The 13,118-nt window shown below is 56.4% G+C and carries 8 protein-coding genes; 5 read left to right on the forward strand and 3 right to left on the reverse strand.

The window, feature by feature from the left end; genetic code table 11:
- Window positions 1-203: 203 nt before the first annotated feature.
- From VO84_RS16300 to VO84_RS16310, 3 genes are all read left to right on the forward strand, one after another.
- Window positions 204-569, forward strand: coding sequence for a hypothetical protein (locus VO84_RS16300; protein ID WP_058188821.1), 366 nt, complete (start codon window positions 204-206; stop codon window positions 567-569).
- Between the two features lie 126 nt (window positions 570-695).
- Window positions 696-2,615, forward strand: a complete 1,920-nt coding sequence (locus VO84_RS16305; RefSeq protein ID WP_157439956.1) for a PP2C family protein-serine/threonine phosphatase — start codon at window positions 696-698, stop codon at window positions 2,613-2,615.
- 87 nt (window positions 2,616-2,702) lie between these two features.
- The gene (locus VO84_RS16310; RefSeq protein ID WP_157439957.1) at window positions 2,703-4,694 is read left to right on the forward strand and encodes a PP2C family protein-serine/threonine phosphatase; all 1,992 of its coding nucleotides are present in this window, start codon (window positions 2,703-2,705) and stop codon (window positions 4,692-4,694) included.
- Window positions 4,695-4,698: 4 nt separating this feature from the next.
- Here VO84_RS16310 and VO84_RS16315 read toward each other — a convergent pair whose 3' ends face one another.
- Window positions 4,699-5,709, reverse strand: a complete 1,011-nt coding sequence (locus VO84_RS16315; protein WP_058188824.1) for a Gfo/Idh/MocA family protein — start codon at window positions 5,707-5,709, stop codon at window positions 4,699-4,701.
- A 391-nt stretch (window positions 5,710-6,100) separates the two neighbouring features.
- Between VO84_RS16315 and VO84_RS16320 the strand changes: the two genes are divergently transcribed.
- Window positions 6,101-9,154, forward strand: a complete 3,054-nt coding sequence (locus tag VO84_RS16320; protein ID WP_058188825.1) for a TonB-dependent receptor — start codon at window positions 6,101-6,103, stop codon at window positions 9,152-9,154.
- A gap of 78 nt (window positions 9,155-9,232) precedes the next feature.
- Here the strand turns inward: VO84_RS16320 and VO84_RS16325 are convergent, their stop codons facing one another.
- Complete coding sequence (locus VO84_RS16325) at window positions 9,233-10,951, reverse strand: CRTAC1 family protein (protein WP_231738014.1); 1,719 nt, start codon at window positions 10,949-10,951, stop codon at window positions 9,233-9,235.
- 105 nt (window positions 10,952-11,056) lie between these two features.
- On the opposite strand from VO84_RS16325, the gene VO84_RS16330 reads away from it, so the two are divergent.
- Window positions 11,057-12,013 carry a tetratricopeptide repeat protein gene (locus VO84_RS16330; protein WP_058188826.1) on the forward strand — a complete coding sequence of 319 codons (957 nt, stop codon included), beginning with the start codon at window positions 11,057-11,059 and terminating at the stop codon, window positions 12,011-12,013.
- 10 nt (window positions 12,014-12,023) lie between these two features.
- On the opposite strand, the gene VO84_RS16335 is transcribed toward VO84_RS16330, so the two are convergent.
- On the reverse strand, window positions 12,024-13,085 hold the full coding sequence (locus VO84_RS16335) for a glycoside hydrolase family 43 protein (RefSeq protein WP_058188827.1): 1,062 nt from the start codon (window positions 13,083-13,085) through the stop codon (window positions 12,024-12,026).
- Window positions 13,086-13,118 lie beyond the last annotated feature (33 nt).

Genomic DNA, 13,118 nt, shown 5'->3' on the forward strand with positions numbered 1-13,118 from the left:
CAAAGGATTGTTCATCCCTCCATCTCAACCGCTATCACCCTCCACTCATATAGCAATTAAGATGCGTCGGCCCTGCGCGCAGGTGTGAATTTTGCTCACGCTCTGTAACTTCCTGTACGCTTTACCCGTCTTTGATGACACGGGCATCCCACAGGACAGAATTTCAGGATGCCACACTGAAACTCAGATCGGAGAACCGCAGTATGTTGAGAAAACTTGCTTTTGCGCTCTTGTTTGTCGCGCTTGGCACCGTAACCGCTTTTGCCGCCGACATTACCGGCAAATGGACCGCCACGGTGGAAACGCCCCGCGGAACCCAGACCCTCAGCTTCGATTTCCACGTGGACGGAGCTGCGCTGACCGGCAAGATCACTTCGCCGCGTGGCGACTCCGACATTAGCGACGGCAAGATCGACGGCGACACGGTTACCTTCAATCAGAAAGTGAACTTTAATGGCAACGATATGACGATCGCCTACAAGGGAGCCATCAGTGGCGACTCCATCAAGTTCACACGCACGGTTGGTGACCGTCCGCCTGCCGAGTTTACGGCTACACGCGCCAAGTAACGCAATTTCCGAGCAGGCATTCTCCCGGCTTTTAGTAATCTGGTATTCAAATTTGGTGGGCCGGGAGGATGCTGCTTGATAGTTTGCGCTTGCAGATTGCTGGGAGTTGTTTTTGCAGCGTTCATATTGAGCCTACCCCTGTGCGCGCAGGGACCGGTATTTGACGCCACACACCTGCGTGAACCGAGTCTGCTTCATGCGCAGTGGCTTGTTCACGCTGGCGACGACCCCGCTTACGCCGATCCCGGCTTTGACGATTCGCACTGGATACCTTTCGATCCCAGCACATCCATTCAAAATATCTATGGCAGCAGCAAACCGGAGGTTGTCTGGTACCGGTTGCGCGTCAAGGTGGTTCCTGCGCAGAGCGATCTGGGATTGAGTGAAGTCGGTCTCTGCAACGCTTTTGAGATTTATGCCAATGGAGAGCGCGTCCTTGCCGTCGGCAGCGTGAAGCCATTCGTGCCGTACACGTATGCCGCTCGCGTAGTGGCTCCGGTTCCGAACCGTCTGCTCACTTCCGGTTCCGTGGTCATAGCTCTACGCGCTCACTTTACGCCGGCGGATTGGAAGGGCACCAATCCCGGTTATGACATCAGCAATCTCAGCATTGGGCAGTTCACAACCCTTCAGAATGAGAAATCGCTCAGCATCCTTGGAGCCAAGACCATCAACTGGCTCGACGATCTGCTGGAAATGGGATTGGGAATTATTGCGCTTGTGCTCTTTATCTCGCAACGCAACCAAAAGGAATATCTCTGGATTTTTGCCGCAGGCGTATTGACACTGCTCGATTTCATTGAGCCGGCCTTTTCTGCCCTCTATCCTATTCCGCAGGCGTGGGTGTATCCGGGGCTTTTGCTGCGGTTTGCCATGCCGCTCATATGGGGATCTCTCTATCTTAGTTTTATACGTCAGCGCGCCGGGTGGCGGTGGCTCGCCTTTCTCACCCTCGCTGGTGTCTCGAACGCGATCATTGCATTGGCACAGACCGGGCTTTTTGCCTGGCCGCAGTGGTTGACTGTGATGTTGAATCTCCCGGTGATTATCCTCTTTGCTGTTGTGATTCCGGTCCTGCTGGCTGTCCACTGGCGCCGGGGCAATCGTGAAGCGGGTATTCTGCTGATTCCGGCCGTCTTTTTCAGCCTGTATATCTACGCAGAGATAGGCTTCGGCATTCTCTTCCAGTTTGGCGCATGGCGGCAGACAGCATTGAGCGGTCTTAACTTGATCGATCGCATTACTGCAGGGCCTTTTACTTTTTCGCTTAACGATATTTCGAACACGGGTTCCGTGCTCGCACTGGCCATCATTATCCTGCTGCGCTCTTCACGCATGAGCCGGCGGCAGGCCCAGCTTGAATCGGAGCTGGAGGCCGCGCAGCAGGTGCAGCAGGTTCTTGTGCCGGAGAAAACAGCTTCGGTCCCCGGCTTCGCCGTCGAAGCGGTTTATCTGCCCGCGCAGCAGGTGGGCGGAGACTTCTTCCAGGTGCTTCCGGTTGCTGGTGGAGGATTGCTTGTCGTAGTGGGCGATGTGGCGGGCAAAGGCCTGCCGGCTGCCATGCTTGTCTCGGCGCTGGTGGGCTCCATCCGCACAGCGGCAGACGATACACATGCGCCGGAGCTGCTGCTGCATCGGCTGAATGAACGCCTGGTAGGCAGAACGCAGGGAAGTTTTGCGACGGCGCTTGCAGCCTACATTGCGCCAAACGGTGCAATGACGATTGCGAATGCAGGTCATCTTTCGCCATATCTCGACGGCAGGGAAGTGGAGCTGCCCGGCGCGCTGCCACTCGGCATTGCATCGCCGATCCATTACGAAACGATTATGCTGCAACTGCATCCTGGCAGCCGTCTTACCTTTTACTCAGACGGCGTAATCGAGGCGCAGAATCCGAAGGGTGAACTCTTCGGATTCGATCGTAGCCGGGAGATTTCGATGCAGCAGGCAAGCGAGATTGCGGAGACGGCGCGGCGCTTTGGCCAGGAGGATGACATTACCGTGGTGACAATTGTGCGCGACCACCTGGTAGCCTCGGCTGCCTGATGAGCCAGGTAACGCAATCCCCGAGCAGGCATTCTCCCGGCTTCGAGTAATCTGGTATTCAGCTTTGCGAGGTCGGGAGGATGCGGCTTGAGAGTTCGTGCCTGGAGGTTGCTCGCCGTTGTTTTTGCAGCGCTCGCGATGAGCCTGCCCCTGTACGCGCAGTCGACCGAGTTAAATCTCTTTGACGCTACCCATCTGCATGCTCCCAGCCATCTGAAAGCTCAGTGGCTTGTTCACGCTGGTGATGATCCTGCCTATGCGCAGCCGGGTTTCGACGATTCCAACTGGACTCCATTCGATCCCAGCACCGCGCTGACAAAGCTCTATGGCAAGGAGCGCCCCCGAGTCGTCTGGTATCGCCTTCGCGTTAAGTTCGATCCCGAGAACAAGGACCTTACGCTGGATGAACTCGGCATCTGCCGCGCCTTTGAGATTTATGCCAACGGCCAGCGGCTCATTACCGTCGGGAGCATCTCGCCCTACCGGCCCTCTACCTATGAAGCGCACGTTCGCGCGCGCATTCCTCAACAATTTATGGCTTCAGGTTTACTCGTTATCGCCATGCGGGTGCATCTGGATCCGGTGGAGTGGAGAAGCGGTTTCTATCCCGGCTATTACGTCACTAATCTGACCCTGGGATCGGAGTCGTCGCTCTACAGCAGCGATTGGCTCTATGTGATTGGCACCAACTGGCTGCAATGGCTCAACAGTTCGCTCTATCTTGCGCTGGGCATCGTCGCGCTGGTCCTGTATTCCGCGCAGCGCTCGCAGAGGGAGTATTTCTGGATTGCCGTGATTGCGGCGCTGCAGGTTGTAGAAGCTCCGCTGCTGATCCTGCCACCCATCGTCAATATTCCCTTGTACTGGCTCATCTGTCTCTCTGTGCCGCGGCTGTTTTCGCCGTGGCTCTGGGCTTCGCTGTATTTCTCCTTTATCGGCCACAAGATTGGCTGGCGCTGGCGCAGCTACTTCGTTATTGCCGGACTCATGAACGGGCTGGGCGGTTTGACGAATATCTTCGCTCCCGCCTTAACCGGAATCCAGCTCTACACAAATCTTCCGTTCATCATCCTGCTTGCAGGCATCATTCCTGTCATGCTGGCTCATCGTTGGCGCAAGGGAAGCCGCGAAGCCGGCATTCTGCTTATTCCGGCGGTTCTGTTCAGCTTGTATGTCTACGGTCTCATCATCGCCGGAACGATGTTTCAGTTTCAGGCTACAAAGGACGCAGGCACCCGGTTCATTGCGGCTCTCAATGGCCTTCCGGTGGGCCCAATTAGTATCAACATCGGCACGGCGTGTGACACGCTCTCCGTCATTGCACTGGCAATCATCATTCTTTTGCGCTCCTCGCGCATGAGCCTGCGGCAGGCCCAGATTGAGGCAGAGCTTGAGGCTGCGCAAGAGGTGCAGCAGGTTCTTGTTCCGGAAAAAACGGCCATTGTCCCCGGCTTTGCCGTCGAAGCGGTTTATCTGCCCGCGCAGCAGGTGGGTGGAGACTTCTTTCAGGTGCTTCCTGTCGCCGGCGGAGGATTGCTTGTGGTGGTGGGGGATGTCGCAGGCAAAGGCTTGCCTGCAGCCATGCTCGTCTCCGCCCTGGTGGGCTCTATCCGCACAGCAGCGGACGATACGCATGCGCCGGAAGCACTGCTGTACAGGCTGAATGAGCGTATGGTGGGGCGATCCAAGACGGACACTGCAGGCGGTTTCGCGACCGCGCTCGCGGCATATATTTCCGCCAGCGGGGCAGTGACCATCGCGAATGCGGGTCATCTTTCGCCATATCTCGACGGCAGGGAAGTGGAGCTGCCCGGCGCACTTCCTCTCGGCATTGCATCGCCGGTGCACTACGAAACGCTTACGCTGCAACTGCCTCCCGGCAGCCGGCTGACCTTTTACACAGACGGCGTAATCGAGGCGCAGAATTCAAAAGGCGAACTCTTCGGATTCGATCGCAGCCGGGAGATTTCGATGCAGCAGGCAAGCGAGATTGCGGAGACGGCGCGGCGGTTCGGTCAGCAGGACGACATCACCGTGGTGACGATTGAGCGCGAGTACGCGATAGCCTCGGCTGCTTAGAAATTTAAGACTGGATTGTCACCCAGTTGCTCGTCTTCGCCGACTGGAAGATAGCTTCAATCACCTTCATATTGGCAATCGCATCTTCCAGCGGCACCGGCACTTCTGTGTCCTCCAGAATGGCGCGCGAAAAAGCATCTCCCTGCATGGTGTACTGATCGGCTACCGGAAATTCTTCGGTAACGATTCCGCTGCCGAAGAGCTCGCCGGTCTCATCGATGAAGATGCGTGTCGGTCGATCTATTGGAGCATTGAAGGGAATCTCCATTTCGATGCGGCCCTTTGTGCCGAAGAACTGCACGCGCTGATATGGAACAAGCTGGGTGCTTGAGGTAAAAATCGCCTGCCCGTCGGTGAAGTCCAGCATCGCGGAGGTCAGCCGATCCGTGCCGAAGGCTGGATCGCGGTCGATGAGCCCCACCACGCGCCGCGGCAGCTCCCCAAAACCAACGCGCGCCGCCTGAATGCAGTAGCAGCCAATGTCGTAAAGTGCCCCACCGCCGGACTCTACCTGATTGCGAATATTTGTGGCATCTGCGTTGAAGTAACTGAAATGCGCGTTCACGGCACGCAGAGTCCCAATACCTCCATCGCGAATGAGTTCCGCCACGCGCAGCCACTGCGTATAGCTGCGGATCATGAAGGCCTCGCCGATTTTCACGCGGGTGCGCGCGCGAATGGCGAGCAGCGATTCAGCCTCCGCGACGGTCAGGCTCAAAGGCTTTTCGCAGAGCACATGCTTGCCTGCCTCGGCAGCCTTCGCAGTCCATGGCACATGCAACTGGTTCGGGAGCGGATTATAGATTGCATCAATCTCGGGGTCAGCCAGCAGCTCTTCATAACTGCCATAGGCCTTGGGAATCCCAAGCTCGCTTGCGGCCTCGCGGGCTGTCGCCGCATCCCGCGAGGCGATGGCCGTAACCTCGCAGAGCTCGCCGGCCTGCATGCCCGGAATGACTTTTTTGACGCCGATTCTGGCAGTGCTGAGCACGCCCCAACGAATTTTCTTTGTCATGGGGAGGATGATATTGCAAAGAGGGAAGGTGACGTAAAACGAGGAATAAGGTTTACATAAAAATTACTGATTTGCGTATTTTCTGAGTGAATTTTTCCATCAAATTCAAGATTTACGTTCATCAGGGATTCTCGTTTCTCGCTTAAGCCGATGAAAATAAAAGCATTTTGATGACATCAAAGATTTGGACCTAGGATTGCTTATGAAATATTTAGAATTTTCTTACGTCTTCCTGTTCTAAGCGCCATGCTTCATCCTGTTGGTCACCCACTCCAAGAGGCCTGGCCGCGCTGTCTCTGCATACAAGTTGTTGTGTCTGTTCCTGGGCCGCGTTCCTCCAACCCGGACCAAACTGTATCGATTCACGTACGGAAAGGATCGAGAAGACAAGATGACAAGATTCATTGCTTCCAGATTGCTCCTGCTAGCTGTATTCGTCACCGCTCCGGTTTCCCTATTTGCTCAGGCAACAGCAACCGGCACCGTCGTCGGCACCATAACGGATTCTTCGCAGGCTGTAGTGGCCGGCGCGGAAGTGTCGATCACCCAAATGGCAACAGGTTCTGTTCGCACGTCAGTGACAAACTCGACGGGCAGTTATCGGTTTGATCTCCTGCAGGCCGGAAACTACGTACTCTCGGTCAAGAGATCTGGATTCGCCACGGAGACCCAGAAGATTGAATTGCTGGTAGGAACCACGGAGACCTCTAACTTCAGTCTGAAGCCGGGCGCTGCCTCGGAAACAGTCGAAGTGCAGGCTTCAAACCCCATTGTCGATATCGAGAAGACGAACGTGGGCACATCGATTACTCCCAGCGAAGTGCTGAACATGCCAATGGTCGGCCAGGACGTGGCCAATCTGGCATACCTTGCGCCGGGCGTGAAGGTTGCTGACTCCTACGATCCGACCAAGAATCGTTATGCGATTCTTTCGGTGAATGGCGATGGCGGACGCAATGTAAACGTCACGATCAACGGTGTGGACAACAAGGACAACACCGTGGGCGGCCCCGTGATGCAGATGCCGCTGGAAGGCGTGCAGGAGTATTACATCAGCACGCAGCGCTTTTCCGCGGAGAACGGCCGCTCCGAGGGCGCGTCAATCAATATCATCACAAAGCGAGGAACCAACAAATTTCACGGTTCGTTCGTCAGCTATTTCCGCGATGCTGCCTTAAATACGGACGAGAAAGAAGCGGATGGAACCGGTGGCCAGGTGGACGGGCATCCGGACTACAGCCGGCAGAAGTTTGGCGGTTCCATTGGTGGTCCGTTCCTGAAGGACAAGGCCTTTGGCTTCTTCGCCTTCGAGCGGGAACGCGAGCACCAGGGGCTGCCTGAAGAGATTGACTCCTACAACCAGCTTGTAGCTGCCAAGAATGCGGGTCTTGCTGCAGAACCTTCTTTGTCCATTCCGCGTCCTTTCTATGAGAACCGTTACGGCGGCCGCGCCGACTATACCTTTACGCCCACAGAGAGCGCGTACGTGAGCTTCTGGGCCCAGGCTAACAACAGCGAGAACGACCAGTCGGACGGAACCGGCGACCTGACCAATGGAAACTTTACGATCAATCACCTGCAGATCGGCAACCTGACGCTGAACTCGGTCCTCTCGAATACCACGGTAAACACCTTCACGCTGGGCTGGCAGTATTGGAATAACCTCATCGCCAGCGATATCAGCGCACCGCTCGTGACGTTCCCTGGGGCATCCTTTGGCACCAACACCAACGTTCCGCAGCAGTCTTTCCAGCGCAAGTGGCAGTTCAAGGATGACTTCTCAAAGACCATCGGCAAGCACGCGCTGACGGCCGGCGTGGACTTTATCAACAACCCGGTTGAGGGGGGCTTCTTTGAGTTCAGCTCTACGCTGGAGATCGACTTTGGCGCCAAGGCCACACAGATTGCAACAGATACCGAGGACTACCCGCAGGGCTTTGCCACACCGGGCGCTGTGGTCGGCATGGCATATGCCAACGGTGACCCCACCTTCCTTGTTGCCACCAAGCAGATCGGCCTGTATGCGCAGGACGACTGGAAAGTAAATCGCCGGCTGACATTGAACCTTGGGCTTCGCTGGGACAAGGACATCAATATGATCGGCGGCTCAAAAATTAAGCAAAGCCGCACGTATCTTGAGTTGGTCGCGCTGAACAGCCCGTGGTCGAATCCTTACGTATCGTCCATCGCCAAGGATGACAACCTTGACTTCAGCCCGCGCGTGGGTTTTGCATACGATCTGACCGGCAAGGGCAATCATGTGCTGCGTGGCGGCTACGGCCTGTATTACGGCAATGTCTTCCAGAACATTCCATTGTTTATGGAGCAGATGGCGAATGCAACCGTCTTCCAGACTGTGCTCAGCCTCTCAAGTCCCAGCGATTCTGTTCCCGGCACAGGCGAGACACTGGGCCAGTGGCGCTATGGGGTCGATCCCATGCCGACAATTCCGCCGCCTTCGACAGAACTTGCATCGGGTAGCGTGGGCCGCCTGATGGATCCGCACTACCGCAATCCCATCACGGAGGAGTTCAATATCGGCTATACCTGGGCCATCAACTCCAGTGCGGCCGTCGAGGCAGAATACGTTCATGTGCTCGGCATTCACGGAAACAGGACCGTGAATATCGATCAGAAGATTCCGGTCGATGGCGTATGCTGCACTCGTCCGCTGGACCCGGCCTTTGCGGGATCGGATCAGCCGGAGCTGGCAAGCGTTCGCAATGAGGAGGCTGTAGGGCGCGAACACTACGACGGGATCAACTTCACCTTCAAAGACCGCATAGAAAAGCGCTTCACTGCTGGCGCCAACTATACCCTGTCGTGGGCGAATGGTTATGACACCGGCGGCAGCTCCTTCCGCAACTATGCGCGTAACAGTTATGCCCTGTTTGCCCCCTATGAGTGGGGCCCTTCACCAAACGACGAGCGGAGTCACGTCACGGTCTACGGCCTTGTGAATCTGCCCAAAGGCTTTGAGCTGTCTCCGATTCTGCAATACGGGTCAGCGCGTCCGTGGCAGCCCACGGCGCCGTCCAACACCCTCAACACGGGCGGCGGCACCACCAACGCCGTGGTTGTGCCAAAGAGTTCTCCAACCGCATACTTCACCTATGCGAACGATATTGCGTCCGCACAGGATTGCTACTACGGTCTCAGCGGCTCATCCAGCTGCACGATCGCAAAGTACGACCTGCTGCGCGGAGATCCCATCTTTGAGTTGGATATGCGTCTTGCCAAAAGCTTCAAGTTTGGCGACAGGGTCAACCTGCAGCTGATAGCTGAAGCTTATAACCTGACCAATCGCGCTAACTACGGCAACAATATCGAGGCGAGCATCTCCGATCAGGCGGATTTCGGCAAGCCGGCGGGCTTCTTTGCGCCGAGCGCCACCACGATCCCACGTTCTGTGTGGGGCCAGTTTGGATTTCGCCTCAGCTTTTGAATCCGCGCCCTCCAGACGCGGGTCATCGTGGGCAGAGGTGTGAACCTCTGCCCTTTTTTTATCCAGCCACATGGGGCGTTAGCGCAGTCCTGCCGTAGGCTCATCCACGCGGAGAATGCGATCTCCGGCCACGTTTCTCAATGTCTGCACAATGCCGCTTGGCCAGTGGATCTCTATCGTCTGCGCTGTTGCGCTGCTTCCCAGCCCGAAGTGAGCCCGCGGATCACTCGAAGACAAGTAGCCGCTCGACGTGGTGACCGTCTCCCACTGACTGCCGGTTCCAGTAGTGACCTGGATGACCGCGCCGATGCCGTCACGATTGCTCTTATGGCCCACCAGCCTGAGCGTAAGCCAATGATTCGTGGTCTGTGTCTCGTTGCGCAGAATGTGGGCCGCGCCACCGTTCGTGGTCACGACAGCATCGACGCGTCCGTCGTTGTCCATGTCGCCAATGGCCATGCCGCGGCCTACCCACGGCTGCTGCAATGCAGCACCAGAGATTGCAGTCACGTCTGTGAATTTGCCCGCTGAGTTATGCAGCAGCATCATGGGCTCGCGGTAGTGCAGCTGCGGATAGCTTTTCTCCACGGTGTCGAGATCATGACCCTGCGCGATTAGAAGATCCTTCCAGCCATTGTTGTCGTAGTCGAAGAAGAAGAGGCTCCAGCCGGAGTGGAGCAAGGTCATGCGCGCAAAGCCGGTCTTGTAGCTTGTGTAGTCAAAGGTGCCGTCATGCTCGTTGTGATAGAGCGCGTATTTCTGATTCGCGAGCGTCGTTACTACCAGGTCGGGCCAGCCGTCATTGTCGTAGTCGGCAAAGTCCACGCCCATGCCGGCAAAGGTGCGGCCGTCCCCGTCCACGGCTACAGCTGCTTCAAGGCCCACTTCTTCAAAAGTGCCGTCCTTCTTCTGGTGAAAGAGAAACTCCGGCATGGAATCGTTCGCGATAAAGAGATCGATGCGGCCATCGCGGTCGTAGTCGCCGATAGCAATTCCGAGTGCCTTGCCGGGCTTGTTGAGGCCGAGCTTGTGCGCCTCTTCGGTAAAGTGACCGTTGCCGTCATTGTGATAGACAAGCATCGAGATGGGATCAAACACATCAGGGTGGCAGTAGCCGCGATTCTCCGGCGGCCCGCACCATTTGTCATCCCAGTCCCACGTGACGTAGCGCAGAACCACCAGGTCGAGCAGGCCGTCGTTGTCGAGATCAACCCACGCAGCGCTTGTCGACCAGCCGCCGCCAGCCACGCCGGCAGTGGCCGTTACATCGGTAAAGGTGCAGTTGCCGTTGTTGTGATAGAGATGATTGCCACCGTAGCCGGTGACGAATAAGTCTTCGTGGCCATCATTGTCGTAGTCGGCGGCGGCTGCACCCATGCCATATCCAGCACCTGCGAGTCCCGCTTTCTCCGTAATGTCCTCAAAAGTACCGTCACTCTTCTGGTGATAGAGGCGGTTCCAGTATTCCGGCCCGGTTTTCTGTGGGATGGCTCCCTTGGGTGTGGGGTCTGAATAGGGAGCGCCGTTGACCAGAAACAAATCCAGTCGCCCGTCACCGTCGCAGTCAAAGAGCGCCACACCGGACCCCATCGTCTCCAGCAGATATTTGCGCGAGGTATGCGGAGCCTGGTGCAAAAAATGCACGCCGGATTGCTCTGTGATGTCTACGAAATGCCCCGGCACAGTCTTAGCAGGCCCGACAGCTGAAGAGCCAGCCTGCGCAGACAGCCAGGAACAACAAGCTGCGGCAATCGCTGCCCACATCAATAGCGCCCGGCAATACCTGCTTGCTTTCACTGCGTATATTTTGCCTTCCCAGACACATTGTGGTCGATGTCAGCAGATGATCTTATCTGAAATAATCATCCACACTGTGCGATGCAGCGAGATGAGGCAATAACGATGCGGCCCCTGCAGTTGACAAAGCCTGCGACGGCGCTTCTGCTGGCTGCCTTGACGCTTACTGTCTGGACACATCCTGCCTCCGCGCAACAGCCACCGCCCAAAGCAGTACAGCCGGGAGGCATTTCGCTGGGCAACGAAACCGTTGCTCCGCCTGATCCCTCGCTGGTGGAAAAAGAAACGCGGCTTCGCGCCAGCTTGCTGCAAAATCCGCAATCGGCCAACGCACTTTATGAACTCGCGCTCGTGTTGCGTCAACAAAGAAAGCCTCGAGAATCGCTTGAAACCTATACCCGCGCCGCACAATTACAGAAACCAAATACCGAGCAGCTTCGATCCGTTGCGTTGAATTACGTGATGCTCGATGACTACGATGATGCCGAGCGCTGGCTGCGTGTCGCCCTCGCCATGGAGCCCAACAACACGGATATTCTCTACAGCCTGGGTCGCTGTCTCTACACGAAGAATCTCTTCCCTGAGGCGGAAAAGATTTATCTTAGGTTGCTTGCGCTTGATCCTACTAATCTCAAAGCCGAAGAGAATCTTGGTCTCACCTATGATGCGCAAAACGATCCACAGAAGGCGGAAAAAGTCTTGCGCACCGCTGCACAATGGGCGAAGGAACGCGACCTCAAGGACCCCTGGCCTTATCTCGATCTGGGAATCGAGCTTCTGGATGAAGCCCGTCCCGCTGATGCGCAACCTTTTCTTGAAAGAGCTGTGGAGCTTGATCCGAAATCCGCATGGGCGCATGAAAAGCTGGGCATGGCCATGGTTGCGAATGGAGACTCCGCCCACGGCATTCGCGAACTGCAACTCGCCGCTGGTCTCGCCCCAAACGATCCCAAGGTGCATTTTGAGCTAGGTCATGCGTATCGCGTTGCAGGGCAGCAAGACAAAGCTCGCGCAGAGTTTGATCTCAGCAAGTCGCTTTACGGGCAGCACAGCCAGAACTAACGAGCAGTAATTACCGCGAAGGCTTTGCGAGAGGCTTGCCGCCGGGAAGCGCAGGACCGAAGTTCGGTGTGCCGTCAGAGTTCCACGTGAATGGCTGAATGCGGGGAGAGCGTTGCGGACCGCAACCCTGGTTCTTCTCGGAATTGGCGTGATAGATGATCCAGTCCTGCTTCCCGTCCGGCGACTGGAAGAAACCATTGTGGCCAGTTGCATAGACGCCCGCTTCGGGGTTCTGGTGAAAGAACGGATGGTCATACTTTTGCCAGGACTTTGCGTCGAGCAGATTGTTGTTGGCTCCGGCGCGAAGCACACCAAGCGCATAGTAGTCAGTCCAGCAGGCAGAGGCTGAATAGACCAGGAAGACGTCCTGATTGTGGATAAGAATCTCCGGGCCTTCGTTCACGTTGAGATGAGGCATCGACGGGCGGTTGAGCAAATCGCCAACCTCTTCCCAGGGATACTGCGGACGCGAAACCAGCGTGCGTTCGGAGTCGATGGTCCATGGATTTTTCAGGTGCGCGATGAAGATATCCTGCTCGCCATCATGGTCCCCCTCCCATCCGGACCAGATCATGTACTTCTGGCCGTGAAGCTCGAAGGCGGATGCGTCAATGGCCCACTTGTTGGTGCGGTCGGTGACCTGGCCTTTAAACGTCCATTCGCCCTGCATGGGGTCTTCGGAAGGATTTTCGATGACGTAGATGCGATGCGTTTCATTGGTGCCGGCGTCAGCGGCAAAGTAGATGTACCACTTGTTGTCAAAGCGATGGATCTCAGGCGCCCAGATCTCATGGCTGTAAGGGCCTGTAGCGGGCGGAGTCCAGACGACACGCTTCTGAGCGTTGGCAAGGTCAGCGATGTCCGATGTAGCCCGGACCGTAAGATTATGGCCGGTAGTAGCCATGAAGTAGTAAACGCCTTTGTAATACATAACCCATGGATCGGGACCAGAAGGAAGCAGGGGGTTAGTGAATGTGTTGCCTTCCGGTGCAGCCGTCTGCTGCGCAGCAATGAAGAGGGCGGACCCAAGGGAGATCGCAAGCAGAAGAGCGGCTTGAAAGATACGATTCATCAAAGTGCGAATAGACATAACTGGACACCTTTG

Source organism: Occallatibacter gabretensis (genome assembly GCF_001449115.1).
In the GTDB taxonomy this organism is placed as follows: domain Bacteria; phylum Acidobacteriota; class Terriglobia; order Terriglobales; family Acidobacteriaceae; genus Telmatobacter; species Telmatobacter gabretensis.